This is a genomic window from Tateyamaria omphalii (genome assembly GCF_014651375.1).
Lineage (GTDB): Bacteria > Pseudomonadota > Alphaproteobacteria > Rhodobacterales > Rhodobacteraceae > Tateyamaria > Tateyamaria omphalii.
In genome coordinates this window covers 830220-856952 of sequence record NZ_BMWT01000001.1, presented here as the reverse complement: position 1 = coordinate 856952, position 26733 = coordinate 830220, and the positions used below count along the sequence as shown (strand labels likewise).

General features: G+C 61.0%; 31 protein-coding genes. 13 read left to right on the top strand and 18 right to left on the bottom strand.

The annotated features are described in order from the left end of the window. Positions 1–90 precede the first annotated feature (90 nt). Entirely contained in the window at positions 91–2061 is a 1971-nt protein-coding gene (locus IE087_RS04080; protein WP_189367908.1) for a lytic transglycosylase domain-containing protein, read from the top strand. On the opposite strand, the gene IE087_RS04075 is transcribed toward IE087_RS04080, so the two are convergent. Continuing rightward, the gene (locus IE087_RS04075; protein ID WP_268244631.1) at positions 2026–2895 is read right to left on the bottom strand and encodes a DMT family transporter; all 870 of its coding nucleotides are present in this window, start codon (positions 2893–2895) and stop codon (positions 2026–2028) included. The genes IE087_RS04080 and IE087_RS04075 overlap by 36 nt on opposite strands. Next, positions 2892–3554: a tRNA (5-methylaminomethyl-2-thiouridine)(34)-methyltransferase MnmC2 gene (gene mnmC2, locus IE087_RS04070; RefSeq protein WP_189368336.1), complete on the bottom strand. Its 663-nt coding sequence runs from the start codon at positions 3552–3554 to the stop codon at positions 2892–2894. The genes IE087_RS04075 and mnmC2 overlap by 4 nt, the downstream gene beginning before the upstream one ends. 51 nt (positions 3555–3605) lie before the next feature. On the opposite strand from mnmC2, the gene IE087_RS04065 reads away from it, so the two are divergent. Beyond that, positions 3606–4643, top strand: coding sequence for an NAD(P)/FAD-dependent oxidoreductase (locus tag IE087_RS04065; protein ID WP_189367906.1), 1038 nt, complete (start codon positions 3606–3608; stop codon positions 4641–4643). 156 nt (positions 4644–4799) lie between these two features. On the opposite strand, the gene IE087_RS04060 is transcribed toward IE087_RS04065, so the two are convergent. Then, a complete protein-coding gene (locus IE087_RS04060; protein ID WP_189367904.1) occupies positions 4800–5597 on the bottom strand; it encodes an HTD2 family dehydratase in 798 nt (265 codons plus the stop codon). 29 nt (positions 5598–5626) lie between these two features. Between IE087_RS04060 and IE087_RS04055 the strand changes: the two genes are divergently transcribed. Beyond that, complete coding sequence (locus IE087_RS04055) at positions 5627–6028, top strand: VOC family protein (protein WP_189367903.1); 402 nt, start codon at positions 5627–5629, stop codon at positions 6026–6028. Here the strand turns inward: IE087_RS04055 and IE087_RS04050 are convergent. The 3 genes from IE087_RS04050 to IE087_RS04040 form a co-directional block, all read right to left on the bottom strand. After that, entirely contained in the window at positions 6025–6567 is a 543-nt protein-coding gene (locus IE087_RS04050) for an NADPH-dependent FMN reductase (protein WP_189367901.1), read from the bottom strand. The genes IE087_RS04055 and IE087_RS04050 overlap by 4 nt on opposite strands. Positions 6568–6674: 107 nt before the next feature. Then, on the bottom strand, positions 6675–7337 hold the full coding sequence (locus IE087_RS04045; RefSeq protein WP_189367899.1) for a YiaD family glycine zipper/OmpA-like lipoprotein: 663 nt from the start codon (positions 7335–7337) through the stop codon (positions 6675–6677). A gap of 152 nt (positions 7338–7489) precedes the next feature. Next, entirely contained in the window at positions 7490–8350 is an 861-nt protein-coding gene (locus IE087_RS04040) for a methylated-DNA--[protein]-cysteine S-methyltransferase (RefSeq protein WP_189367898.1), read from the bottom strand. A gap of 168 nt (positions 8351–8518) precedes the next feature. Between IE087_RS04040 and IE087_RS04035 the strand changes: the two genes are divergently transcribed. From IE087_RS04035 to IE087_RS04015, 5 genes are all read left to right on the top strand, one after another. Next, positions 8519–8911: a GFA family protein gene (locus IE087_RS04035; RefSeq protein WP_189367896.1), complete on the top strand. Its 393-nt coding sequence runs from the start codon at positions 8519–8521 to the stop codon at positions 8909–8911. A gap of 134 nt (positions 8912–9045) precedes the next feature. After that, the gene (locus tag IE087_RS04030) at positions 9046–9567 is read left to right on the top strand and encodes a CBS domain-containing protein (RefSeq protein ID WP_189367895.1); all 522 of its coding nucleotides are present in this window, start codon (positions 9046–9048) and stop codon (positions 9565–9567) included. A gap of 124 nt (positions 9568–9691) precedes the next feature. Then, positions 9692–10336, top strand: coding sequence for an endonuclease III (gene nth, locus IE087_RS04025; protein WP_189367893.1), 645 nt, complete (start codon positions 9692–9694; stop codon positions 10334–10336). Next, positions 10333–11322, top strand: coding sequence for an adenosine kinase (locus tag IE087_RS04020; RefSeq protein WP_189367891.1), 990 nt, complete (start codon positions 10333–10335; stop codon positions 11320–11322). The genes nth and IE087_RS04020 overlap by 4 nt, the downstream gene beginning before the upstream one ends. After that, positions 11322–11912, top strand: coding sequence for a GNAT family N-acetyltransferase (locus IE087_RS04015; RefSeq protein WP_189367890.1), 591 nt, complete (start codon positions 11322–11324; stop codon positions 11910–11912). Before IE087_RS04020 ends, IE087_RS04015 begins: the two co-directional genes overlap by 1 nt. Here IE087_RS04015 and IE087_RS04010 read toward each other — a convergent pair. The 4 genes from IE087_RS04010 to IE087_RS03995 all read right to left on the bottom strand — a co-directional run bounded on the left by IE087_RS04010 (position 11909) and on the right by IE087_RS03995 (position 14700). Further along, complete coding sequence (locus tag IE087_RS04010; RefSeq protein ID WP_189367888.1) at positions 11909–12430, bottom strand: hypothetical protein; 522 nt, start codon at positions 12428–12430, stop codon at positions 11909–11911. The genes IE087_RS04015 and IE087_RS04010 overlap by 4 nt on opposite strands. 31 nt (positions 12431–12461) lie before the next feature. Beyond that, a complete protein-coding gene (locus IE087_RS04005; protein ID WP_189367885.1) occupies positions 12462–12944 on the bottom strand; it encodes an RNA pyrophosphohydrolase in 483 nt (160 codons plus the stop codon). A gap of 161 nt (positions 12945–13105) precedes the next feature. Then, entirely contained in the window at positions 13106–13888 is a 783-nt protein-coding gene (locus IE087_RS04000; RefSeq protein ID WP_189367883.1) for a lysophospholipid acyltransferase family protein, read from the bottom strand. 335 nt (positions 13889–14223) lie between these two features. Next, positions 14224–14700, bottom strand: a complete 477-nt coding sequence (locus IE087_RS03995) for a GNAT family N-acetyltransferase (protein WP_189367881.1) — start codon at positions 14698–14700, stop codon at positions 14224–14226. Positions 14701–14914: 214 nt separating this feature from the next. Here IE087_RS03995 and IE087_RS03990 point away from each other — a divergent pair, with 214 nt between their 5' ends. Both IE087_RS03990 and IE087_RS03985 read left to right on the top strand, forming a co-directional pair. Next, complete coding sequence (locus IE087_RS03990) at positions 14915–16942, top strand: NADPH-dependent 2,4-dienoyl-CoA reductase (protein ID WP_189367879.1); 2028 nt, start codon at positions 14915–14917, stop codon at positions 16940–16942. A gap of 140 nt (positions 16943–17082) precedes the next feature. Then, positions 17083–17529: an RES family NAD+ phosphorylase gene (locus tag IE087_RS03985; protein WP_189367877.1), complete on the top strand. Its 447-nt coding sequence runs from the start codon at positions 17083–17085 to the stop codon at positions 17527–17529. An 83-nt stretch (positions 17530–17612) separates the two neighbouring features. Here the strand turns inward: IE087_RS03985 and IE087_RS03980 are convergent, their stop codons facing one another. Further along, positions 17613–18053, bottom strand: a complete 441-nt coding sequence (locus IE087_RS03980; RefSeq protein ID WP_189367876.1) for a DUF4399 domain-containing protein — start codon at positions 18051–18053, stop codon at positions 17613–17615. A 55-nt stretch (positions 18054–18108) separates the two neighbouring features. On the opposite strand from IE087_RS03980, the gene IE087_RS03975 reads away from it, so the two are divergent. The 3 genes from IE087_RS03975 to IE087_RS03965 all read left to right on the top strand — a co-directional run bounded on the left by IE087_RS03975 (position 18109) and on the right by IE087_RS03965 (position 20446). After that, the gene (locus tag IE087_RS03975) at positions 18109–18639 is read left to right on the top strand and encodes an RNA polymerase sigma factor (protein ID WP_308425433.1); all 531 of its coding nucleotides are present in this window, start codon (positions 18109–18111) and stop codon (positions 18637–18639) included. Further along, complete coding sequence (locus tag IE087_RS03970; protein WP_189367874.1) at positions 18636–19406, top strand: anti-sigma factor family protein; 771 nt, start codon at positions 18636–18638, stop codon at positions 19404–19406. The genes IE087_RS03975 and IE087_RS03970 overlap by 4 nt, the downstream gene beginning before the upstream one ends. A 134-nt stretch (positions 19407–19540) precedes the next feature. Beyond that, entirely contained in the window at positions 19541–20446 is a 906-nt protein-coding gene (locus tag IE087_RS03965; RefSeq protein WP_189367872.1) for a LysR family transcriptional regulator, read from the top strand. 134 nt (positions 20447–20580) lie between these two features. Here the strand turns inward: IE087_RS03965 and IE087_RS03960 are convergent, their stop codons facing one another. From IE087_RS03960 to hydA, 7 genes are all read right to left on the bottom strand, one after another. Continuing rightward, complete coding sequence (locus tag IE087_RS03960; RefSeq protein ID WP_189367871.1) at positions 20581–20844, bottom strand: hypothetical protein; 264 nt, start codon at positions 20842–20844, stop codon at positions 20581–20583. 118 nt (positions 20845–20962) lie between these two features. Then, positions 20963–21949: an ABC transporter substrate-binding protein gene (locus tag IE087_RS03955; protein WP_189367869.1), complete on the bottom strand. Its 987-nt coding sequence runs from the start codon at positions 21947–21949 to the stop codon at positions 20963–20965. A 27-nt stretch (positions 21950–21976) separates the two neighbouring features. After that, the gene (locus IE087_RS03950; protein ID WP_189367867.1) at positions 21977–22816 is read right to left on the bottom strand and encodes an ABC transporter permease; all 840 of its coding nucleotides are present in this window, start codon (positions 22814–22816) and stop codon (positions 21977–21979) included. Beyond that, entirely contained in the window at positions 22813–23745 is a 933-nt protein-coding gene (locus IE087_RS03945) for an ABC transporter permease (RefSeq protein ID WP_189367866.1), read from the bottom strand. The genes IE087_RS03950 and IE087_RS03945 overlap by 4 nt, the downstream gene beginning before the upstream one ends. 102 nt (positions 23746–23847) lie before the next feature. Beyond that, positions 23848–24630, bottom strand: coding sequence for an ABC transporter ATP-binding protein (locus tag IE087_RS03940; protein ID WP_189367864.1), 783 nt, complete (start codon positions 24628–24630; stop codon positions 23848–23850). Next, positions 24627–25271: a DUF2268 domain-containing putative Zn-dependent protease gene (locus IE087_RS03935; protein WP_189367862.1), complete on the bottom strand. Its 645-nt coding sequence runs from the start codon at positions 25269–25271 to the stop codon at positions 24627–24629. The genes IE087_RS03940 and IE087_RS03935 overlap by 4 nt, the downstream gene beginning before the upstream one ends. Then, positions 25271–26731 carry a dihydropyrimidinase gene (gene hydA / locus IE087_RS03930; RefSeq protein WP_189367860.1) on the bottom strand — a complete coding sequence of 487 codons (1461 nt, stop codon included), beginning with the start codon at positions 26729–26731 and terminating at the stop codon, positions 25271–25273. Before hydA ends, IE087_RS03935 begins: the two co-directional genes overlap by 1 nt. Between the last annotated feature and the right edge of the window lie 2 nt (positions 26732–26733).

Here is a 26733-nt window from a genome sequence, read left to right as displayed (position 1 = left end):
TTTCGCATATGTCCGGAAACGTGAGTTGAAACGGCACGCCCAGAACATATGCTCTAGGCTCTAGCCACGCGAAGACAGGAATTGCAAGACATGACCCGGATTGCCCTTGCCTTGACCCTGTTTTTTACACTGTCTGTGGCGGCTTTGGCCGAACGACCCCGCCCCCTCGGCTGGGCGATGGAGGCGCTGCGTGCAGGCAATTGGGACAGCGCGGCAGCACTGGCCGCCCGCGATGGTGCCGTCGCCGCAGATGTCATCGAATGGCAACGCCTGCGTGCCGCACGGGGCACCTATGCCGACATCGTGGCCTTCCTTGAGCGGCGCCCCGATTGGCCCGGTGAACCCCTGCTGCGCGAACGGTCCGAAGAGGTTGTAGCCGATCAACCCGACGCCGACATCCTGTCGTTCTTCGAAAATGTCGGCCCTCAAACGCCCGAGGGTGTCCTTGCCCACGCCACCGCCCTGATCCGCGCCGACCGCACGGGCGAGGCAGAGGCGAGCCTCGTGCTGGCATGGCGCACGATGCCGATGGCGGATACTACCCAATCACGCTACCTCGCTGCGCACTCCGATCTTCTCAAACCCCACCATGCCGCGCGCCTCGACGCCCTGCTCTGGTCCGGGGACTTCACCAGCGCCCGTCGCATGTTCGCCCTCGTGGACAAGGGCCAAAGCGCCCTCGCCCAGGCCCGCATCGGTCTGCGCGCACTGGCAGACAATGTAGACGCCCTGATCGAAGCCGTTCCAGACACCTTGCAGGATGATCCCGGCCTCGCCCACGCCCGCTTTGAATGGCGGCTGCGCAAGGGGCGCTGGGACGATGCCAAGGCGCTGCTTATGGATCGCTCCCGCTCTATCGAAGCCCTCGGGCGGCCCGACGAATGGTCCAACCGCCGCCGCGCCCTTGCCCGGGACGAGATGCGGGACGGCGACGCCGCCCGTGCCTACCAGCTTGCCTCCCGCCACTTCCTGACCGAAGGGTCCGCTTTCGCCGATCTGGAGTGGCTGTCCGGCTACATCGCCCTGCGCTTGCTCAAGGATCCCGAGGTCGCACTTGGCCATTTCCAGAACCACCGTAACGCCACCCGTTCCCCCATCTCGCGCGGGCGCGCAGGCTATTGGATCGGTCGGGCGCACGAAGCGATGGGCAACACCGAAGAAGCCAAAGGCGCCTATACCGAAGGCGCGCGATACCAGACCTCATTCTATGGACTGCTCGCCGCCGAAAGGGGCGGTCTCCCCATCGACCCCGGTCTTGACGGATCAGAAGCCTTCTCCCCGGGGCAGGACACCCCTCTCACCGAAAATGACCTCTACGAAGCGGGCCTGCTGCTGCAAGCCTCGGGCGAGCTCAGCCTGGCTGAGCGCTTTTGGACCCACTTCGCCGAACGCCTCGACCGTGATGCGGCAGGATACCTCGGCCATGTCGCAATCGCCGCAGGCCAGCCCCATCTCGCTGTGATGATCGGCAAACGCGTTGCACGGCGCGGCATCACGATCCACGCGCCCTACTACCCGCTGCACCCCCTCGCGGATGCAAACCTGCCTATGGCCCCCGAAATGTCGCTTGCCATCGCACGACGCGAATCCGAATTCGACCCGGTTGTGCAATCCAGCGTCGGTGCGCGCGGGCTAATGCAAGTCATGCCCGGCACAGGGCGAGAGGTGGCGGCCAGCCTTGGCTTGTCTGACGATCACTCGACAGGCCGCATGATCTCGGACCCCGCCTATAACGCAAAGCTGGGGGCCACATATCTCAGCCAACTGGCACGGCGCTTTGACGGCAACGTTGTTCTGATGTCCGCCGCCTACAATGCGGGTCCCTCACGCCCCAACCAATGGATGCTGCGCTATGGCAATCCGCGCGCGGCACGTGACGATTTCGACGTCATCGACTGGATTGAACACATCCCCTTCCGCGAAACCCGCAACTACGTCATGCGCGTGACCGAAAGCCTGCCGATCTACCGCGCACGGCTGGGCAAAGAACCCCTACCGATCCCGTTCAGCGAGGAACTTGTCGGCTCAACCCTGCTGTCGTTCGCGCCAAAGGGTGAATAGGCCCGCCGCCACGATGATGGCAGCCCCCACGATAACGTTGATCTCCAGCACCTCGCCAAAGACGGTGATGCCCACCAGGGCGGCAAAGACCATCTGGAAATAGGCAAAGGGCTGTACCGCGCTGGCCTCCGCCACCTCATAAGTGCGGATCAGCAGCCAGTGGCCCAAGGCCCCCGTCAGACACAACGCGCCCATCCAACCCCAATCCGCGCCGGTCATCGGTTCCCAGAACCAGACACCGACACAGGTCATGGCAACAGCCCCCGTGGTCCCGGTCCAGAAAAAGCTGGTCGCGGTGCTGTCATCCCGCGCAACATAGCGGGTCAACAGGCCATAGACGGCAAACATGATGGCCGAGGCCAACGGGATCACCGCTGCAGGATCAAAGACACCCAGGCCCGGCTTCAGGATGAACAGCACACCAATGAACCCAACCCCGATGGCCGCCCAGCGCCGCCAACCCACATGCTCGCCCAAGATCGGCCCCGACAGGGCAGCAACCAACAGCGGATAGGCGGCAAAGACCGCATGGCTTTCCACCAACCCCAACACGGTAAAGGCGGTGACCATCACGCAAATCTCGGCAGCCAAGAGCAGGCCGCGCAGCCCCTGAACCACAGGCTGGCGCGTCTGTGCTGCCGCCCGCACACCGCCCGCTTTACGCGCCGCAATCGTGATGACAAAGGCAGCAAAGAACCAATACCGGATCATCACCACCATGAAGACGTTGTATTCGCCCGCCAGGTGGCGAGAGATGCCATCCTGGCTGGCAAACACCACCGACACCGCGATCATCAGCGCAATGCCCAACCGCGTGTTGTTGCCTTGGCTCACTCCAAAACGCCCCGCGTCATATGTCGCTTACGGCCAAAGCCGGGTGTTCGGGTGACGGCAAATCCCGCCGCCTCCAACCCGCGGCGCACGAAACCCGCGGCCGTGTAGGTGGCCGCTGTCCCCGCGGGGACAGTGTGACGCCCCACCTCCTCCATCAGGTTCGCGCCCCACAGCTCGGGGTTCTTGGCGGGCGAAAACCCGTCCAGAAACCACGCATCCGCCTTGCCATCCCACTTGGGCAGCGTCTCACGCGCGTCCCCTTGGATCACGGTCAGCGTTGCATCCTCGAATTCAGCCGACCCACCACCTACCGCCACAAGCCGCGCGGCCAAATCCGCCACTTCGGGAAAGGCAGCCAAGGCCTTCTCCATCGCAGCCTGCGCCATCGGAAACGCCTCGAAACTGGTGAAGTACAAGCGCCCTTCAATGCCCGCCGCCCGCCATGCAGCCCAAGCGGTCAGAAAGTTCAGCCCGGTGCCAAACCCCAGTTCTGCAATGTGAAACCCATTCCGAAACCGGGCCGGCAGGTCGTTCCCATCCAGAAACACATGCCGCGTCTCGGCCAGCCCGTTGTCGAGCGAAAAATACGGATCGTCAAAGCGCGTGGACACCGGCACCGCCCCGTCGCGCCACTCAAGCTCTGCCCGCTGGTCCTGCATCATCCGCCCCTGTAGAAGGTATCGCGGCGACCTTGGCGAAAGGCATGACGAATGGCAACGGCAGACATCACCGTGCGCGGTGCGGGCATCTTTGGCCTGTCGATTGCATGGGTCCTCGCCCAGCGCGGCGCGCGGGTGCAGGTGGTTGATCCAAACGGCCTCGGCGCAGGCGCATCAGGCGGGATCGTGGGTGCCCTGGCCCCACATGTGCCGGAAAACTGGAACCCGAAAAAACAGTTCCAACTGGAAAGCCTACTGATGGCCGAAAGTTTCTGGGCTGAGGTTGAGGCAACCAGCGGCATGTCCCCCGGCTACGCCCGCACAGGTCGTTGCCAACCCATCGCTGATGATGCAGCGCTGGCGCTCGCCCATCAGCGCGGCGAAACAGCCAAAACCCTCTGGGGCGACGCCGCCACCTGGACCGTCCGGCCCATCGCGAACCCCAACTGGGCGGCGCACAGCCCGACCGGCATGGAAATCTTCGACACGCTTAGTGCCCGCATGCACCCGCGGCAGGCGTGTGCAGCCCTTGCTGCAGCCCTCGAAACCCATGGTGTTCACATCAAGGGAGACGCACCCGAGACCGACATCACCGTCCACGCCACCGGCGTCGCAGGGCTGGAGGAGTTGAACGCGGGGCACACTCGCATGGTCGGCGCCGGGATCAAGGGGCAAGCGGCCCTTCTGGACTTCGCCGCCCCGGACGCCCCCCAACTCTTCGCCGACACGCTGCACATCATCCCCCATGCCGACGGAACAACCGCCATCGGGTCGACAACGGAACGGGACTACAACAGCCCCATCGACACAGACACGCAATTGGATGACATCCTGACCCGTGCCCGCGCCGCCATCCCGGCGCTCCAGAATGCAAAGGTGCTCGCGCGCTGGGCAGGCCTGCGCCCCCGCAGCCGCAGCCGTGCCCCGATGCTCGGCCCGTGGCCCGACATACCCGGGCACTTCATCGCGAACGGAGGGTTCAAAATCGGCTTCGGCATGGCGCCCAAGGTCGCGCACACCATGGCCGACCTGATCCTTGATGGGATCGACACGATTCCGCAGGGGTTTGAGGTGGCAGCTTCGTTTTAGCAATCGAACCATATGCTTACGCTCGACGGAAGTTCACGCGCCGAACCGAGGTGTGGCGCAATCGCGCCGCCCCATGGGGCGGGTCGGCGCGGCCTGACGGTGCCCGTCAGGCGGGTGCTTGGAACGAAACGCGTTTATCACCGCATCGGCGTATCTCTAGGCCTCCGCCTCCATGCACTGCCGCCCGTCCGGGCCGCGCACCCATAGCGTTCGCCCCTTCCGGCAAAACGTCCCCACCTCGTGATGCATCAGAGGCGAGGTCGCCCGAAATCGGAACTGCTCAAGCGGCCCCAAGCCTGCCTCGGCCAATAGCATCAAATGCTGTGCGAGCAGCGGACCATGCACAACCAACCCGTCATACCCCTCAACATCGCGGGCATAGGGCTGATCATAGTGGATGCGATGACCATTGAAGGTCAGCGCGGAATATCGAAACAGCAGCGTCGCATCAAAACTGTGCTCGTGCGTGACATCCTCATCTGTCGCGGCAACTGGTGGCACGGGACGCGGCGCGCTCGGATCGGGGTCGTGACGATACACAAGGTCCTGCCACTCGGTCACACACAATGCGCTCTCCTGCCAAATCTCGTGCCGCAAAGTGACAAAGGCCAAAGGTCCAGTGCGTCCCTCCTTGCGCGTCGCACTTTCGCACACCGTTGCCTTCTCCGCGCTCACGCCAAGCAGCAGCGGCGCATGAAACTGCAACCGCCCCCCGGCCCACATGCGGCGGGGCAACCCCATGTCGGGGATAACACCTCCCACCTTGGGGTGCCCATCCCGACCCAGACGATCCGGCGGCTCAGGCGACCAAAAGTACAGCTGATGAAAGAATGGCGGCAGCGGCACACCCGCCACAAGGTTCGGCATCTGCCCCAAGGCCACCTGCATGGCACGGGCGCGGGCGGGGTCCATCACATCGCTTTGACGAACGGTTCTGTCGGGGTCATGCTCCATGTCGGGACCATGGGACAGGGAGCGGGAAAATGGAACAACCGAAACTTAAGGCGCTCGATCACCTCGTCCTGACGGTCAAGGACATCGACACAACCGTCGCTTTCTACACCACGATCCTTGGTATGACGCATATGCCGTTCGAAGTGGCAGACGGATCAACACGGCACGCGCTGGCCTTTGGCGCTCAAAAGATCAACCTGCATCAGGCCGACAACACCTTTGATCCCAAGGCTACGCATCCAACCATGGGAAGCGCTGACCTCTGCTTTCTCACGGACACACCAATCGACCACTGGCAGGCTCATTTCAAAGCCACTGGCACGCCCATCGAAGACGGCCCTGTTCCACGCTCCGGCGCGCAATTCCCTATCCTGTCGCTCTACATCCGCGATCCGGATGGCAACCTGATCGAGGTCAGCACACCGGCCTAGCGACCAATCTCGGACCTCAGGGATTGCATAAGTTGGGTCAGTTCCCGCACGTAAATCTCACCCGTCAGACGGCCATCGTCATCAAACTGGCTGGACGATGCCGCCAGATGAATCTCCGGCCCCTGCAAGATACGCGGACGAAACGGCACCATGTATCCGCGCAACACCATCTGCGCGCGCTCGCCCCCGGCCCGGCCGGCGGCCGCAGACATCACCGCAACCGGTTTGTCGGCCCAGGGCTTCCCCTCAACCCGGCTGGCCCAATCCAGCGCGTTCTTCAGAACACCGGGGGGCGCCTTGTTGTATTCCGGGGTCGAGATCACGACCGCATCCGCCTCGGCAATCTGACGGGCCAGCACCTGCGCTGCTTCCGGCACACCTTCGGCCGTTTCCAGATCACCGTCGTATAGCGGCATCTGCAAATCCGCCTCAACATAGGTGCAATCGCCAAACAATCGCGCCGCTTCGCGCACCAGCTTGGTGTTGGTGGATGCCTTGCGCATCGATCCCGAAATGCCGAGCAGTGTTGGCGTCGTCATAATCCGTCCCTCATGTCTTTGTTGCCGGTAACATGACCCGATTGCCCCACAACGCAAGGGGCCCCGGCAATTTGCCGAGGCCCCTGCCTACAATCTGTGCGGTGTGACTACTGCGCTGTGGGCAGGATCACGATCTCAACGCGGCGGTTCTGCTGCTTGCCCTCGGGCGTCAGGTTCGTCGCGATAGGCTGGCTTTCACCCCGGCCAAAGGTCTGGATGCGGTTGAAGGGCACGCCCTGGTTCAACAGCACATCGGCGACGGCATTGGCGCGGCGCTCGGACAGTTGCTGGTTATAGGCAGCGTCGCCATCGCTGTCGGTGTGACCGACAATCTGAACCGTGGACGCCGGATACCGATCAAGGCTGCGCGCCAACGCCGCCATGTCGGAGTTCAGACCCGGACGCACGGTAAAGCTGTCTGTCGCAAACAGGATCGCTTCGGGGAACGACACGATCAAACGGTCGCCCGTGTTCGTGATGGTCACACCACTGGCCAACTCACGGCGCAGTTCGGCCTCTTGCTGATCAAGGTCATAGCCGATGGCGCCGCCGATCAAGCCGCCAGCAACGGCTCCGGCCACAGCGGTCTTGCGGTCGCCCAGCACAGCACCCAGCACAGCGCCGGACGCGGCACCAATCGCGGCACCAGTGTTGCGTTTCTGATTGATCGGTTCGCCACTGGGTCCAACGGTGCCCAATGCACCGGGATCAGTACACGCGCCCAGCGCGACGACGGCGCTCATGGCGATGACGGTGGGGAATTTAAGCATATCTCTTGTCCTACTGCCTTCCAAAACAAGGTCATGTTCGGGCATGACCCTTTATGGGACAGCAAGATAGGTGCGTATGGCCGCTATAAATAGGGGGAAAATGCAGTGAGCAGCATCCTGCCCATCATTGTGATCAACGGGTTACCGGAACATCAGGCCTCAACCCGTGCAGATTCATAGGCCAGCAAAGCCCGTTTGACCGGCAATCCCCAATGATAGCCCCCAAGCCCTCCGGACTTGCGAAGCGCCCTGTGACAGGGGATCAGCCAGCTGACCGGGTTGCGGCCCACCGCCGTTCCCACGGCCCGCACCGCGCGCGGATTGCCAATGCTCTCGGCAATTTCGGAATAGGTGGTGACATGTCCCGACGGGATCTGAAGCAACGCCTCCCACACCTTGATCTGGAACGGCGCGCCAATCAGGTACAACGGTGCCTCCTTCAACTCTGCATCCTCGGCCCCGAACGCGGCCAGAACCCAAGGGCGCAAACGCATCGGATCCTCGACAAAGGCCGCCTTGGGCCAGCGGCGCACAAGGTCCTCCATCGCCCAGTCCTCGCCCATCTCGGCAGCGAACCCCAGACCGCAAATCCCCTTGTCTGTCCCCATAACCAACGCAAGGCCAAAGGGGCTGTCGAACCACCCCCAATAGATGGTCAGCCCTTTGCCACCCTTGGCATAGTCGCCCGGGCTCATCGCCTCCCACCGCAGGAACAGGTCATGCAGACGACCCGACCCGCTCAGACCCGTGGCATGGGCCGTCTCCAGCGTGGTGAAACGTTCATTCAACAGCGCCTTGGCGTGGCCCAGCGCCAGATATTGCTGAAACCGCTTGGGCGACACGCCAACCCAGCGCGAAAAGATGCGCTGGAAATGCGCAGGGCTCATGCCCATCTCGGCCGCCAGCGCATCCAGGCTCAGCGGCCCGTCGGCGCTGTCGATCAGCTCGATGGCGCGCCGCATGACATTGAAGTGGTAGCCGGATTCGGCCTCAGTATGCTGTGTCTGTTCCATATCGGAAATCTAGGCGATGGGCACATCGTATGCGACCCGTTTCCTGTGCAAATCAGGCCAGCTTGGACATGTCTGCACAATGAAAACAACGTTCTTGCCTTGGACCTGTGCCGCTCCGCTCCCAAATATGATCCATGCACCAACGGTACGCAGCTCAAGGGGTAGATCATGTCAGACAAAACCGTTCACACGGGCGGATGCCTCTGCGGTGCCATCCGGTTCGAGGCGACAGGCCCAGCCCTCAAACCCCACACCTGTTCGTGCAAGATTTGCCAGCGGCACAGCGGCGCGCTCACAACAGTCTGGGTAGAGTTTTCTGCGGACAACGTGTCGTGGACCGGCCCGGGTGGTGCACCGTCCACCTACCGCTCATCCGACTATTCCAGCCGTGCATTCTGCCCCACCTGCGGCAGCACGCTGGGTGCGATCGACGACGACCCGGTGATCGCTTTGTTGGTTGGCACATTCGACGACACCGGTCGCAAGGATCTGGCGCCCACCGCGCATTCCTACCGGACCGGTCGCCCGTCGTGGTGGCGCGTGTCCATCTCAAACAAGTAGCAAATCCTGCAATCGGCACGCCACTTCCGGCAATGATCTACCAAAGCGCGAATTTCATTCGGCCCCGCCTCGCATTTTTGTTACCGTACAAAAACAAGCTCGAGTTCCACTGTCAGTAAGGAGGACGTTCAGACATGCCCGCATCATATCAGGCCCCTATGGTTGGCGACAAAGCCAAGGACAAACATGCAAGCCAGTCCGTGTCATCCAACATGACGACAGAAACGGCTCGGGTCGACCATCTACTGCAAAACAAAGGGCGGGATGCCATCGCCATCGTCGAAACCGACACGATTGCCACCGCCGTCGGCATTCTGCGTGACAAGCGCATCGGGGCGCTGATTGTCGTGGACTCCAATCAAGCCCTTGCCGGCATCCTGTCGGAACGCGACATTGTGCGGAAACTCGCCGAGACACCGGGTCAGACGCTGCCACAGACCGTGGCCGAGAACATGACGCGCGACGTCGTCACATGCGAACCCGATGACACGTTGATCAAGGTGCTGCGGCAAATGTCCGAAGGGCACTTCCGGCACATGCCTGTGGTCAAGGGCGGCAAGCTGATGGGCATGATCACCATTGGTGACGTGATCAACTTCCGCCTGAACGAACTGGAGCACGAAGCGTTGCAACTCAAGCAACTGATCGTCGGCTGATCTGGCTGCACACGTCGCGGGAGCAAGCAGCAAGACAACGAAACAGCGGCCGCACCGGCAAGACGATGCGGCCCTGACAACCACGGCTTGCCCACTCCTCGAATCTCCCCCATAACCCCGCGCCATGGCAAAGCAGCTCGACTACCATACGATCCGGCAGATCTTCACCCGCTTCCAGGAAGCGGACCCCGAACCCAAGGGCGAGCTGGAGCACGTCAACGTCTATACACTCGTCGTGGCCGTGGCGCTGTCGGCGCAGGCCACCGATGCAGGCGTGAACAAGGCGACCAAGGCGCTTTTCCAGATCGCAGACACTCCGCAAAAGATGCTGGACCTCGGGATCGACGGCCTCACGGACCACATCAAGACCATCGGTCTCTTCCGCCAGAAGGCCAAGAACGTGATGAAACTGTCGCAGATCCTAGTCGATGACTACGGCGGTGAGATCCCCAATTCTCGCGCCGCCCTGCAATCGCTGCCTGGCGTCGGGCGTAAGACAGCCAACGTGGTCCTGAACATGTGGTGGAGCCACCCGGCCCAAGCTGTCGACACCCACATCTTCCGCCTTGGCAACCGCACTGGCATCGCACCCGGCAAAACGGTCGACGCGGTCGAACGCGCCATCGAAGACAACATCCCGGCTGATTTTCAACTCCACGCCCACCACTGGATGATCCTGCATGGGCGTTACCATTGCAAAGCGCGCAAGCCGCAATGCCCAACCTGTATCATCAAAGATCTCTGCCCGTTTGAGGACAAAACCGAATGACCAAATACACACTCGCTGGCATCGGCAACGCCGTTGTCGATGTGATCACCCATGCCGATGACAGCTTTCTCGACCTGATGGGGATCGAGAAGGGAATCATGCAGTTGATCGAACAGGACCGGGGCGAGGTGCTCTACGCCTCCATGACCGAACGGCTGCAAACGCCGGGTGGGGCGGTCGCGAACACAATCGCAGGCGTCGGCGCGCTTGGCCTGCCCACCGCCTTTATCGGTCGGGTACACGACGACGCACTTGGGCGTTTCTATGCGCAATCGATGGCCGAAAGCGGCACCGATTTCGTCAACGCACCTGTCCCTGATGGCGAGTTGCCCACATCCCGCTGCATGATATTTGTCACCCCAGACGGAGAGCGTTCGCTGAACACCTATCTCGGTATCTCAACGGAGCTTGGCCCCGATGATGTGCCCGAAAACGTCGCATCCGCAGCCGAAATCATGTTCCTCGAAGGCTACCTTTTCGACAAGGACAAGGGCAAAGAAGCGTTCCGCCAAGCCTCCCGCCTGACCCGCGCAGCAGGCGGCAAGGCCGGCATCGCCATCTCCGATCCCTTCTGCGTCGACCGCCACCGCCCGGACTTCCTCGACATGATCGGGAACGAGCTGGACTTCGTCATCGGCAACGAACACGAAATCAAATCGCTCTACGAAACAGACGACCTTGAAGCAGCGCTGAACAAAACGGCCAACATGATCGACCTGATGGTTTGCACACGCTCGGGCGACGGTGTCACGATCATCGGGGGCGGCGAGCGACACGACATCCCGGTCGAAAAGATCACCCCCGTGGACGCCACAGGCGCAGGCGACCAATTCGCCGCCGGGTTCATCTATGGCATGGCGACGGGCAAGGACCTGCATGTCTGCGGACGCATGGGCAACCTCTGCGCCGCCGAAGTGATCAGCCATATCGGCCCCCGCCCGCAGATCGACATGAAGCAGCAGTTTGCGTCTGCCGGCCTGCTCTGATGCTGGCGAATGGCTGCCATGACGTGCCAAGGGGCAAGGTGGCCATGGTCGTCACCGATCTCGAGATGACCACACCGCAATACCGCGGCGTGCACTGCCCTGAAGGATTGAGCTTCATTAGGTGGTCACCTGACACGACAGCCTATCTTGAACTCTTTCGGCGGGTGGGCGCGCCGTGGCTTTGGTTCGGGCGCACGATCATGCCCGAACAAGAGCTGGCGGACATTCTGAAGGACAAAGACACCGGCCTCTTCACACTTGAAAAGGACGGAAAGCCCGAAGCGCTGCTGGAACTCGACTTCAGCGTGGAAGGCCAGTGCGAGCTTGACTATTTCGGGCTGACACCCGCACTGATCGGCACGGGCGCCGGTGCATTCTTGATGGACAGAGCCATCGAAAAGGCCTTTGAGCGGGGCATCAAGCGGTTCCACCTGCACACCTGCACGCTCGACAGCCCACAAGCACTTGGGTTCTACCAGCGCTCAGGATTCACGCCCATCGGGCGCAGGATCGAAATCGCGGACGATCCACGCGTGGCCCACGGCTACGACCGCGATCTAGCCCCTCACATTCCGATCATCGACCCCTAGGGCAGCTTGCGCGCGTCGCAGGACCGCCCGGCAAGGCAATCCTTAACCTGCTCGACCTGCTCCTTGGTCGGACGACCAAACAGGAACCCACCACAGGCATCGGTGTGCAGCACATAGCTGTGGCTGGTCTGACGCAGGAACCCAAGCATCTCACCTGGCTGCGGCCGCGGACACCACGGACCAAAACACTGCACCTCCAGCACCACCTCCGCCTTAAAGGGCTGGTTCACCCCCCGTACAGTCAGGGCATCGCCCTTGAAGGTCGCAGGGATCAGGGTCAGCGGTGGTACGTCGCTCTGGCCAGACAGGTCCATCTCGGGCAACAGCTCGGTGTCGAATTCGAGCGTGCCCAGCACAGGCACATACCCTTCTTCAGCGGCTGCCGCCTCCTGATAGGCATTGGTCACACCATGCGGCATGCAAGACAGGGCAAGGGCTGGCAGCGGGGCACAAGCCAGAACAACACTCAGAACACGCAGCATGGGCAGACCTTTCATCGAAACCATGATGTCGATCATGGGGACGCCGCCGCCTGTTATGCAATAGCACTCACAAATGCTGCGCAAATTCCGCCAGAACCCGCACATAGACATCGCGCTTGAACGGCACGATGGCCTCCGGCAGCTCTGCCGGGGTCATCCACTTCCACGTTGAAAACTCCGGATGCGCGGTCTCAAGGTCAATCTGGTCATCCGAGCCGTTGAAGCGCAGCAAAAACCACTTCTGCTTCTGCCCCCGGTACTTGCCCTTCCACAGCTGCGGGATAAGGTCATGGGGCAGTTCATAGGGCAGCCAATCGGCAGTCTCGGCCACCACATCGACCAAAGCGGCTGAGATCGAGGTTTCCTCCTCCAACTCCCGCAAGGCCGCCGTCCGCGCATCCTCGCCCTTGTCGACACCGCCTTGGGGCATCTGCCACGCATCCTGGTATCGGTCGCGGCGCTGCCCAACCCACACCAGGCCATCGGCATTCACCACCATGACGCCCACATTCTTGCGATAGGGCAGCTTCTCGATCTCTTCAGGGGTCATCTTGGGCGTCTCCGGTAGTTCCGAATTCGGAAAATACTATTCTCCGCGCGATGTGAAGAAGGTGTTTCGCTTCCACGACTGCAACATAGTCGGGTGTGCGGACAAAAAGGGGCATCGATCCAGTCCATCTCCATGCGTGGCGCGATATCTGTCCCGGGGACTCACCGATCCACCCCATCATCGAAAACGGCCATCATGGCACCTCTCAGGCGCGCAACGTCGTCGTCCACTGATGCGGACAGATCGCATTCGAATGACGGCAATACCTCGATGCGGATCGTTCCACTTTTGGGCAGGTGTTTGCCGCGTGGCAATAGGCGGTCGGAGGCATGAATGACGATGGGCCGTATTGTCCTGCCCGTGGCGCGGGCGACAAGGACTGCGCCTGCCTTGAACGCGCCAACACTTTCGGACCCGGTGCGCGTGCCCTCGGGGAAAAGCACAACAGAACGGCGGGCGGGCATTGCGTGGACAGCAGAGTTGAGCGTCTCAAGTGCAACCGCGCCGCTCTTGCGATCAATCTCTACCAACCCTGCGCCCCTGAAGCCGTTGCGCAGAAGGGCCGCGTCGCACAATTCCTTTTTGGCAGCAAAAGTGATCCACTTGGCATCAGGCATCACGTCCATCAAGGCGAACCCATCCAGATGGCTGCGATGGTTGATTACGATGATGCTATCAGTATCAGCGGCCAGCGCAGCCCTATCAGCCTCTGTCATCTCTGTCCGGATGCTCAGCAGCCACAAAAGCCGCGAACAGGCACGTTTGACCAGTGGCCAGTACCAGCCACGAAAACCCTGCCGCCTACCACAAAGCAGGGGCACAAAGGCGATATAGAGGAAATAAAAGGGGCCCAGCAGAAACAGCACAGCGCGTTTCATGACGCGCAGGCCAGCGGGATCCGTGGCCGTTGGTGCGGCCCGCCCGTTCGAAGGTTGAAGTGACATGGCTCCCCGTCGCATGTGCTGTCTGCCGGGGGATGTTCACGAGAGTTCTTCGTGGCGCTTTTGCCGCCTGCCCTCTGGGCGCGAGGCCCGACAAGCACTCTGCGCCCTGTCTCTATGGGGCAATGGGCGGGGTGCATCAACAGAAAGTCCGATAGTGGCAATTTTCCTAAATGGTTGGGTTGGAGTCGAAACAGACGACCGCCGCGTCCAAGAGACGAGCGGTCATTCACTTTGCAGTCAGCGTTTGAGACAAAGATTGAAGTCATCTCGTACTTGGTTCTAGCAAGCCTACTGATGCGGGCGACGCTGATCGCCCTCCTTCAGCTCCAAGTCGGCTAAACCAACACTTTCTCCATCTCCGCCCGGTCCAATGTTTCCCCGCGGCGCGCAACCGTTTCGTGCCGGACAACGGCAAACCCCTTCGCTGCAAATGCAGGCTGGGCCATCAGCGACGCGTGTACCCACAAACGACGCAGCCCCGCCGCACGGGCGTCCGCTTCTGTTCTGTCATACAGCATCGCAAACACGCCCCGCCCCTGCCACCCAGGCAGGACAAATGCCAGATCGACATAGGCACCGTCTCGGGTGATGAATCCCACGGGCGCGCCCAGCGCTTCGACCACACGAACCTCTTGCGCCGCCAGTTTCGCGGCCCAGCCGTCGCCTGCGGGCGGCGTGGCGCACCACGCATTCCTCTGCGCCTCGGTGTAGGCGCTTGGCCCCTCGCGCACCGCCCGAAACATCACACGCCCCAGCGCATCCGCCTCACCCGCAATCATCCCGCGCAGGTGCATATCCGTTGCCTCGTCCACCCTGTCACCGTCCGTTCCGTTATGCCCATGGCAAGACACAGGACCCCTTCGCGTCCCACATCTGCGCCAAACGCCAACAGGCTGTGGCAATGGCAAAAATCCGCACAAACCTGTCCCCGCGGGGACAGATGCGCGCCCGTCTTGACGCCGCGTTGCGCGTGACATCACACGAACTATGTCTGAAACCAAGAGGACACACGCTCGGGAGGACACCATGACAGCCTATCCACACATGCTCGCACCGCTGGACCTCGGGTTCACAACCCTGAAAAACCGCGTGCTCATGGGCTCCATGCACACCGGGCTGGAAGAGACCAAGGACTGGAACCGTGTCGCCGAGTTCTACGCCGAACGCGCGCGGGGCGAAGTGGGCCTCATGGTCACGGGTGGCATCGGCCCCAACCTCGAAGGGTCCGTGCTGCCGGGTGCCGCGATGCTGTCCACCGAAGAAGAGGTCGCCAACCACAAGATCGTCACCGACCGGGTGCACGAAAATGGCGGCAAGATCGCGATGCAGATCCTGCACGCAGGCCGGTACGCCTATGGACCCATGTGTGTCGCCCCATCCCCTTTGAAATCCCCGATCTCTCCCTTTCCCCCTGCGGAACTGGACGAGGACGGCATCGAAAAGCAGATCAGCGACATCGTTGCCACCGCGGCCCGCGCCAAGGAAGCTGGATATGACGGGGTCGAGATCATGGGCTCCGAGGGTTATTTCCTCAACCAGTTCCTCGTCACCCACACCAACAAACGCGAGGACCGATGGGGTGGGTCCTACGAAAACCGGATGCGCCTGCCGGTCGAGGTTGTGCGCCGCACACGCGAAGCCGTGGGTACCGACTTCATCATCATCTACCGCCTGTCGATGATCGACCTTGTGCCCAACGGCTCGACCTATGACGAGGTGGTGCAGCTCGCTCAGGAAATCGAAAAAGCGGGCGCCACGATCATCAACACCGGCATCGGCTGGCACGAGGCGCGCATTCCAACCATCGCAACCTCCGTCCCCCGCGCGGCATTCGCATGGGTGACGAAGAAGCTTATGGGCAAGGTGAGCATCCCCGTCATCACCTCCAACCGCATCAACACCCCCGAAGTGGCCGAAGAGGTGCTGAGCACCGGCTGTGCCGACATGGTGTCGATGGCCCGCCCCATGCTCGCCGACCCGCACTTCGTGAAGAAGGCGATGCAGGACAAGGCCGCACAGATCGCCCCCTGCATCGCGTGCAACCAGGCATGCCTAGACCACACCTTCTCGGGCAAGATCAGTTCTTGCCTCGTGAACCCGCGCGCCTGCTATGAAACCGAACTGGTCGTGGCCCCGGCAGAGACAAAGAAATCCATCGCGATCGTCGGTTCTGGCCCGGCGGGCCTGTCGACCGCCCTAACCGCCGTCGAGCGCGGACATGAGGTGACGATCTTTGACCGCGCGAGCGAGATCGGCGGCCAGCTCAACATGGCCAAGCAGGTGCCGGGCAAGGAAGAATTCTGGGGCTTTGTCGACTGGTACCGCACCATGGTGGCCGAGGCCGGGATCACCGTGCACCTGAACACCGAGGCGACCGTCGACACTCTGAAAGGCTATGACGAGGTCATCATTGCCACCGGCGTTCTGCCGCGCGATCCGGAAATCTCCGGGCAGGATGGTGACAACGTGCACTCCTATATCGACCTGCTGCGTCACAAGGTAGACACGGGCAAAAAGGTTGCTGTCATCGGGGCCGGTGGCATCGGCTTCGACGTGTCCGAATACCTCGTTAACGAAGGCGAAAGCCCGACCGAGAACCTGCCCGAGTGGATGAAAGAATGGGGTGTTGCAGACACCGAAGAACACCGCAGCGGATTGTCCCCGCAGGGACCACAGCCCCACGCCCCGGCCCGCGCGGTCACACTGCTGCAACGCAAGGCGGAAAAGCACGGCAAGCGGCTGGGTAAGACAACCGGATGGATTCATCGCGCGGCACTCAAGATGAAGGATGTCGAGTTTGTCGGCGGCGTGAACTACGAACGCATCGACGATCAGGGCCTGCACGTCTCCTTTGGCGACGCGCGCGAGAACCCCACGCTGATCGAGGCTGACGACATCATCCTGTGCGCGGGCCAGGTTCCTGAACGCTCACTGGCCGATGCGCTGGAGGCCGAGGGCATCACCTGCCACGTGATCGGCGGTGCCGATGTAGCAGCCGAACTGGACGCCAAGCGCGCGATTGATCAAGGCACAAGGCTGGCCGCAACGCTGTAAGGCGGATCAAGATCCGCCTTACGTGCTGGCGCGCACATGCTGAGCCGAAACTGTGTGACCTGCGATTTTGTCGTGGCTTGCACACGGCATTCCCGCCATCATGGTGATGGTGGTGCAAGGTCTTGACTGATGTCTGAAAGATGCAACTGAAATCCTTCGATGGTCCGGTCTGGCGGCTGTTGCCTGAGGCACTGGTCACGACACCGGCGACACCAGCGCAAGCACCGGAAGGCCGCTTTCATCATTCGGGGCAGGTGGCGGCCTATGCATCACTAAGCGCCGAAGGCGCCCACGTTGCGATCAGGCGGTATGTCGAGGACGGCGTTGTCCGAATGCTTGTGCCAATGTGGATGAACGCAGCGCGGGTCGCGGACGAGCGTAACAATCGCGATGCATCGATTGTTTGGCAAGACATACGCGCCAAGGGGGCGCCGTCTCCGACATGGGTATACTCTGACAAGGCTCGAAACGTGGGGGCGCAAGCCATGCTGTATTCGTCGCGGTCGCGCCCTGAGCTTTCGCATGTCGTCGTGTTTCAGCCAGAGGTCTTAAAACTTGTGGGTCCGGCAGTGTCGACGTCGTTCTAGGTCCAAAGCAGCTTTGGAAAAGGCGCGGGACACCCGCGCCTTACGGGGTAAGGCGGACGTGTCGTCCGCCGGTCGGCACGGTGTTATTCGACCGTGATCGTGATCACGTCGCTTGCGACAGGCGTGGTATGCGGCACATGGTTCAGATCGCCCATCACCAGCTGCATCGTGTGCTGACCTGCGGGCAAATCAAGCGTCACCTGCGTTTGGCCGCCGCCAAAGTGAATGTGATTGTCATCGGCTGGCAGGCCATAGGTCAGCTCATCAGCGCCTTCCGGTCCTTCGCCCAGCGGTGGACGGTTCAGTAGCAAGTGGTGATGGCCTGTGTTTTCCTTTTCCGTCCCGGCCGGAGCCACGCCCATACCTTCCAGTCCAAAGATCACAGTGACCGGAGACGATAGCGTGTCACCATCGGATATGTTGACGAAATAGACTTTGGCATCTGCGGGTGCAGGCGTGTCCTGTGCGAAGACAGGCGCGGCAAGCAGTGTTGCAAATGTCACGACTTTGACAAATGAGTTCATTTCTATTCTCCTCCGAGGCATGGTGGGTAGACATCAAGTGTAGCACGTCGGGACAATTTCCATTCACACCTCGTCTGAAAATTCTGTCAGCATCGTTCGGAACGGTATTCCAGCTGTCTATCCGCGGCTGTGGCGTTATGCCGTTGCACTGACCGGCCGGCGGGATTGGGCGGATGATCTGGTGCAGACCACCTGCCTGCGCGCGCTCGACAAGGCGGATCAATTCGAACCGGGCACGCATCTGGATCGCTGGATGTTCCGGATGGCGCAGCGTGTGTGGCTGAACGAGCTGCGCTCGCGCAAAGTCAGGACCGGGGGCGGATTGGTCCCGGTGGAAGAAATCGATCTTCCTGATAAAAAACCTGAAGCAGAAACGAATATTCTGGCGCGTGACGTGTTGAATAGGGTGAACGGACTGCCCGAGGCACAGCGCCAGGCGGTGGTTCTGGTTTATGTTGAAGGGTACGCCTACAAGGAAGCGGCTGAAATAATGGAGATTCCGATCGGCACAGTGATGAGCCGGTTGGCAGCCGCGCGCAAGCGGCTGAATTCCGAGATGGCCGAAGACAAGGCGAAGGTGCAATGACGGACGTGCGAGCCTTTTCGGACGAGGAGTTGACCGCTTTCCTGGATGGGGAAGCGGATGATGCCCTGCACGCCGAGATCGAAGCAGCACTTGAGCACGACGCGGCTTTGGGCGAGCAGCTTGCCGCACTTGATGTGCCGCTGGCACCGATTGCCGAAGCCTACGAAGCGCTGTTGCAGGACGCACCCCCAATGCCTGCCCTGCCTGAACCTGTCGTCGCACCGGCGCCCGCCCCGCGGGGACGTTGGGCATGGGGTATGGGCACCTTCGCGACGGGGTTGGCCGCCGGACTGGCCGTGGCCATGTTTACCGGATTTGGCACCCCGGAACCCACGCCCAAGGGCTGGGTGAGTTTTGTTGCTTCTTATCAAGCGCTGTATACGGAAGACACGCTGGCCCTTGCCGATCCTTCGGCATCCGACGCATCCTTGCAATTGGCGAGTGTATCGGACGCGTTGGGCGTGGACCTGAGCGGTTTGCCACAGGCCAAGGGCCTGACCTTCAAACGCGCACAAGTTCTTGGTTTCAATGATAAACCTTTGATCCAGATTGCCTTTACCCGCGATGACGGCACGCCGGTCGCCCTATGCATCATTCCGGCCGGTCCAGATGCGAAACCAGTGAACATGGGGCAGGCCGAGGGTCTGGAACTGGCCCGCTGGAACACGCCCGGCTATGGCTTTCTTCTGATCGGTGGAACGGACAATGCCCCGCTGCAGCAAGAGGCGGAAACCTTCCAAAACTGGAGCGCGGATATCGCCACCTGAGGGTTAACAGATCGTTTCCATGCCATAAACGATCCCTGCAATCTCCCTGATATTATCCAACCCTCGCCAAGATCGTGCCTTTATTCGCAACCATACCTGAACCTCAACAACGCATGGATTGAGAGGCAGCAGGCATGGATCGCCTTACAGAGATGGAAGCATTCGCCACGGTCGTGGACCAGGGCGGCTTTACCGACGCGGCAAAGAAGATGGGGATTTCGAAATCCGCCGTCTCAAAGCACGTGTCGTCGCTGGAGGCTCGGCTTGGCGCCCGACTGTTGAACCGCACCACACGGCGCGTCAGCCCGACCGAGATTGGTCTGGCCTATTATGACCGTGCCCGCCGCGTTCTGAATGATGCCGGTGAGGCGGATTCCCTTGTTACATCCATGCAATCCGCCCCCTCTGGTCTGCTGCGTATCTCGGTCGCGACAGATTTTGGGGTCAATCACCTGTCGCCGCGCCTGTCCGAATTCCTGGCGGATTTCCCGGACATTACGGTGAACATGGTTCTTAACAACCGCTATGTTGAACTGATTTCCGAAGGGTTCGATATGGCCATCCGTATTGGAGAGCTGGAAGACAGCACCCTGCGGGCCCGCAAGCTGACCGAAACAACCAAGCGTATGATCGCAAGCCCCAAGTATTTCGAACAGTATGGCCGCCCGGAAAAGATCGACGATCTGAACGAACACAAGCTGCTGCACTATTCCAACCAATCCTCCGGCAACGTGTGGAAGCTGACCGCCCCGTCAGGTGAAAAGCGTCAGGTACGCACCGCAGGCTGGCTGAGCGTGAATGATGGTCAATCGCTGCTGAACGCCGCCATTTCAGGCCTTGGCATCGCGTATCTGCCCAGCTTCCTCTATGCCGACGCGCTGGAACAGGGTCTGGTCATGGATGCGATCCCTGAATTACCGATGGAAACGCAAGGCATTTATGCGGTTTACCCGCCCGGTCGCTTCACGCAGCCCAAGGTCCGCGCCTTCATCGATTTCCTGGTTCATGCCTTTGCCGAAAAGGGCCCGGCAGACTGGTAAGAATTAACCAACCTCCCTCGGTTATGTGACTGCCCCGGTGCGTAAGCGCCGGGGTTTTTTCATCCTTGAACCCATTTTGGTGATGTGCGGGTCATCAAGAGAACGGCGAACACCCAACCCTTCGGCACCGTTGATTACAGCAAATATGCCCACACAAAGATCACTGGCAAAGCGCAGGTGAAGGCAATCATGAACAGCTTGGCCGCGTGATGGATCTTGGCAAACCGACCGTTGCCAAATGCACCTTCGCCATAGGTCATCGCCGCAGCCATCACGACATATCCTTGGCGTTCCCGGTCCATCTTGGTCCGGTTGATCGACGCCATTGCCGCGTTGAACCGGGCGTCTTGACGGTCTTGTTCACTTTGGCCTGACTGCCAGTTTTCCTTGTGCGTCATGTTCTGCGTACTCCCTTGGTCGAGACACGAGATGGAACGCACACAAAACAAGTCCACATTGTGCGACAAAAAAGGCCAGCCCGAAGGCTGGCCTTTGGTCACAAGATGGGAACGCAGCTTAGTTCAGCGCTTTGTCCGTAATCTGGTGAGTCCAGGCCCCCTCCGGCGCCTTGGAGATCACAGGGTCCGACCCGCCGGACAGCAGTGATTGCACCGTGCGCTCGTAATCCGCTGGTGCCAGTGCACCGTTGGAGCCAGCTGTCAGCTTGGCAACCTCACCCATCATCCGCTTTTGGTGCTTTTCGGTCTGTGCGCCGGTCTCGTCGAATTCCAGCACGATCTCGGCAGCCTCGTCCGGGTTCTCTTCGGCGTATTTCCAGCCTTTCATCGAGGCACGGACAAAGCGGACCATCTTGTCCTCGAACGCCGGGTCAGTGAGGTTCTCTTCCAGCACATAGAGCCCGTCTTCGAGCGTTGCGACGCCGTTGTCCTCGTACTTGAACACGGTCAGATCGTCAGGTGACAGACCCGCGTCGATCACCTGCCAGTATTCATTGTACGTCATGGTAGACACGCACGCCGCCTGCCCGTTCAGGATCGGGTCGACGTTAAAGCCCTGTTTCAGCACTTCGACACCCGCATCCGATCCATCGGTCGGAATCTCAAGCTGGCTCATCCAGGACAGGAACGGGAATTCGTTGCCAAAGAACCAGACACCCAGTGTCTTGCCGGGGAAGTCTTCAGTGGTCTCGACCCCTGCGTCCTTGCGGCAGGTCAGCATCATGCCGGATGACTTGAAGGGTTGCGCGATGTTGACCATCGGCAGGCCCTTTTCCCGGGCAGCCAGAGCGGCAGGCATCCATTCGACCGTCACGTCGGCGCCACCACCGGCCAACACCTGTGTCGGCGCGATGTCCGGGCCGCCGGGCTTGATCGTGACGTTCAGGTCTTCCTCACCGTAGAACCCTTTTTCCAGCGCCACGTAGTAGCCTGCGAACTGGGCTTGCGTGACCCATTTCAGTTGCAGCGTGACGTCATCCGCCGCCATGGCTGCACCGGCGACGAGCGAGAGTGCTGCGGCTCCGAATGTTGCTTTGATCTTCATGATACCCTCCAAGGTGATTGCAGTTTTTTATCCGCGTTGTGACGGGTGCCAGAAGGTCACCCGCTTTTCGATCCAGGCCACGATGCCGTAGAATGCCGTGCCCGCCAAGGCAGCGACCGCAATTTCAGCCCAGACAAGGTCGATGCTCAAGCTTCCCACGCCGGTCGAGATGCGGAAACCCATGCCGCGCGTGGGAGAGCCGAAATATTCGGCAACGATGGCTCCGATAAGCGCCAGAGTGGTGGCGATCTTGAGGCCGTTGAAGATGAACGGCATGGCGGCGGGCAGACGCAGACGGACCAGCGTTTGCCAATATCCGGCGGCATAGGTCCGCATCAGGTCGCGTTGCATGGCCGAGGCTTCGTTCAATCCCTGCACGGTATTCACAAGAATGGGGAAGAACACCATGACCACCACAACCGCCGCCTTGGACTGCCAGTCGAAGCCGAACCAGTTCACCATGATGGGCGCGATGCCAACAATGGGCAGCGCCGCCACGAAGTTGCCGATGGGCAGCAGGCCCCGCGTCAAAAACGCGGAACGGTCGATCAGAATTGCGGCGACAAAAGCCGCGATGGCCCCGATCGCAAAACCGCGCAGCGCACCCTTGACCACAGTTTGATGGAAGTCGACCCAAAGGATATCGGTAGAGGCGGCAAAGGTCTGTGCCACGGTCGAGGGTGCTGGCAAGATCACGGGCGAGATGCCGAAGCCGCGCACCAGCGCCTCCCATACAACCAGCAGCGTCAAACCAAAGATCACAGGGATCACGATCCGAACCGCTCGGCTGTTGCTACGATGGGCCAGCCAGCTGTTCAGCGCCCAGCCACCCAGCCAGATCAGCAGTGCCAGGATCAGCCAACTCATGTCGCCATCCCCATGCGTTTCAGCGTGATGCGCTGGATCAGGTCAAGCAGCGTCACCAGCGCCCCAGCCAGAACTGCAGCGGCAAACAGCGCTGACCAGATGGCGAGCGGCGTACCGAATTGGTCACCGATCAGGATGCGCGCACCCAGGCCACTGATCGCCCCGGTCGGTAGCTCACCCACAATGGTGCCGACCAACGCAGCCGCAATACCAACCTTGAGCGAAGTGAACAGGTAAGGCACCGACGCGGGTAAGCGCAGACATAGAAAACTCTGCAAGCCGCTGGCGTTGTAGGTCCGAAGCAGGTCCAGCTGAGACGTTTCCGGCGCGCGCAGCCCCTTCACCATGCCCACAAGCACCGGGAAGAAACACAAGTATGCCGAGATGATGGCCTTGGGCACACCACGCCCCTCAATCCCCACCTGGCTCGACAGCACGATGATCATGGGCGCCAGCGCCACGATGGGAATGGTCTGGCTGATGATGGCCCATGGCATCAGGCTCAGCTGTGCCGTGCGGGAATAGACAATGGCCACCGCCCCCACGATGCCCAGAAGCGTCCCGAGGGCAAACCCCCAAAGCGTTGACTGCAGGGTGATCCAGCCATGATAGATCAAGCCACGCTTGGACCATGGCCGACCTTTGGCAACCATAGCACCGGTGGTCTTCCACAATTCCTGTCCCACCTGCGCAGGTGTCGGAAGGCGCGGACGTTCAAGCGCGTAACCTAACCCGACATGGTCGGAATTGCTCAGCATCAGCCGCCAGACGGATACCTCGCGCCTTGGCACGGACCCCTCGGGTACAATCACTTCGCCCGCCCGCTCGGCCTGATCCAAGGCCACGCGGACGTTCATGGGCGCCACGGCCAGATACCAAATGCCCACGATGACGGCCAAAACGGTCAGGACAGGGAGCACGGACCGCATCAAGCCATCCCCTGCTTCATTTCGCCAGATAAACCGCGCCCCATTGCCCGATAGGCGGCTTTGCCGCCGTAAGGGGAGGGTCGTTTTGCCAAGGATCCCAGATCAGTCATAGGCATGACCCGCCCGCAGCCCATCCCTCACCCGGTGCGCAATCTCCAAAAACTCCGGCGTTTCGCGAATGTCGAGCGGCCGTTCCTTTGGCAGCGTGCTTTCGATCACATCCGTGATCCGACCCGGTCGGGGCGACATCACCACGATTTTGGTCGACAGATACACCGCCTCCGGGATCGAGTGGGTGACAAAGGCGATGGTCTTCTCCGTCCGGGCCCAAAGCTGCAAGAGCTGCTCGTTCAGGTGATCCCGTACAATCTCATCCAGCGCGCCAAAGGGTTCATCCATCAGCAAGATGTCAGCGTCAAAAGCCAGCGCCCGCGCGATCGACGCGCGCTGCTGCATACCGCCGGACAGTTGCCACGGAAACTTCTTCTCGAACCCCGACAGTTCGACCAGTTCCAACGTTCGTGCGACGCGTTCGGCCTGCTCAGACTTGGAATAACCCATGATCTCCAGCGGCAGCGAGATATTCCGCCCGATCGTTCGCCATGGGTACAGCCCCGCCGCCTGGAACACATAGCCATAGGCCCGCGCCTTGCGCGCCTCTTCCGGCGTCGTGCCATTGACAGTGATGGTCCCTCCTGTCGGCTGCTCCAGATCGGCCATGCAGCGCAGGAATGTGGTCTTGCCACAACCCGATGGACCAATGAAGGACACGAAGTCACCCTTTGCGATATCCAGCGACACGCCCTTGAGCGCGTGCACAGGGCCATCGTTGGTTTGAAACGTCAAATCTAGCGATTTGGCTTGAATTACGTTCTGTGTCGTCACTGCAGGGCCAGTCTTGCCGATGTCTTAAAATCCGATGCGGGGCGCGTGGTCAGCCCAACGATATCCTCTGTCGCATGGTCCACGTGGTGGGCCACAATCTGGTAGCCAAGCGTGTAACCCGCCCAAACCGGATATTGCCCAGTCCCGAAAAACCACTCCGCGTGATCATAGGCTTGGTCCCACCCCGCCATCACCTGATCGGCGAAATCGCCTGTGTCATCCACAGCCTGCTCCCAAGGTTCGGGCGGAGAAGCATAAAGATCACGCACAAAGACACCAGCCAATCCCTCACTGATCAATGCTTCGCCCAAGGTCGCGCCGTATCCAGGCCCCCGCCAGCGCAGGATGTGGTTGATCTCATGTGCAAGTGTCCGTTCCAGCGGCGCGCCCAGATTGCTCTCAAACGCCTCTGCATCCGGATCGAACGACAGGTAGACGATCCAACCATTAGGAGCAAAACCCACGTGCCCACGTTCAGGAATGACCCGCGCGCTATCCTGCACGACGATGTCCAACTGTTCGATGGCCACACGGTCGTTCACCCGCTGATGCGTGCGCGCAATCGCCGCCTCGATCGAACCGCGCCACGGTTTGAGCCGCCCGCGTGCATCCGCGATATGAGTGGTCCAGTTTGCGCTCATCAAATCCCTGCCGGAATATTCAACGGATCGCGTTCGATCATCTTGGGCGCCGTGAGCGCCTTCCACTTCGACAGTGCCACCGATGCGCTCGGGAACGCCGGACGCGGCACGAACTTGCCCCGCCCCGGCTGCGGTTGCGAGTTCTGCCCCCACGCCCAGATCACCTCACCCCGGCTGAGCGTATAGCGCGACTGTGCCTTCACCTCGAACCCTTCGAACACGTTGTAGTCGAGTACGGAGTGGTGATTAGTGGGCGAAATCGTTTTGGTGATCTTCGGATCCCACACCACGATGTCCGCATCAGAGCCCTCAACAATCGCACCCTTCTTGGGATAAATGTTCAGGATCTTCGCCACATTGGTGGACGTCGTCGCCACAAACTCGTTGGGTGTCAGGCGCCCCGTCTCAACCCCTTCGGTCCACAGCACGGCCAGACGCTCCTCTAGCCCGTTCGACCCGTTGGGAATGATCCGGAAGTCATCACGACCCGCACGCTTCTGTTCTGTGTTGAAGGCCGCATGGTCCGTCGCCACCACCTGCAACGACCCGGCCTGCAGACCTGCCCAGAGCGAATCCTGATGGTCCTTCGACCGGAAAGGTGGCGACATCACCCGCCGTGCCGCATGGTCCCAATCGGTGTTGAAATATTCACTCTCATCCAGTGTCAGAAACTGGATGAGCGGCTCGCCATAGACCCGCATCCCTTTCTGACGCGCGCGTCGGATGGCCTCGTGCGCCTGCTCGCAGGACACATGCACGATATAGAGCGGAACACCCGCCGCATCGGCAATTGTAATGGCCCGGTTCGCCGCTTCGCCCTCGAACTCTGGCGGGCGGGAATAGGCATGACCTTCGGGCCCAGTGATTCCTTGCTCGAAGTATTTCTGCTGCATCTCGGCAACCAGGTCGCCGTTTTCGGCATGAACCATGGGCAGCGCGCCCAACTCGGCGCAACGCTTGAAGGATGCGAACATCTCGTCATCCTCGATCATCAGCGCGCCTTTGTAGGCCATGAAATGCTTGAAGGAATTGACGCCCATATCGACGGCATCTTTCATCTCGTTGAAGATGCTCTCGTCCCAGCCGGTGATGGCCATGTGATAGCCAACGTCCGAGCAAATCTGCGGCGCGGACTTGCGATGCCATTCGTTTATGGCGTTCTTGATCGACCCATCCGCACCGGGCAGGCAGAAGTCCACGATCATAGTCGTCCCACCGACAGCCGCAGCCCATGTGCCGGACTCAAACGTCTCGGCCGCGGTGGTGCCCATGAAGGGCATTTCCAGGTGGGTGTGCGGGTCGATCCCGCCGGGAATGACGTAGGCACCTTCGGCGTCGATATACTCATCACCGACCAAGTCCTCACCAATCTGCTTGATGGTCTCGCCCTCAATCAGGACATCGGCCTTCCACGTCCGGTCGGCGGTGCAAACCAGCCCGCCCTTGATCACCTTGGTCATGT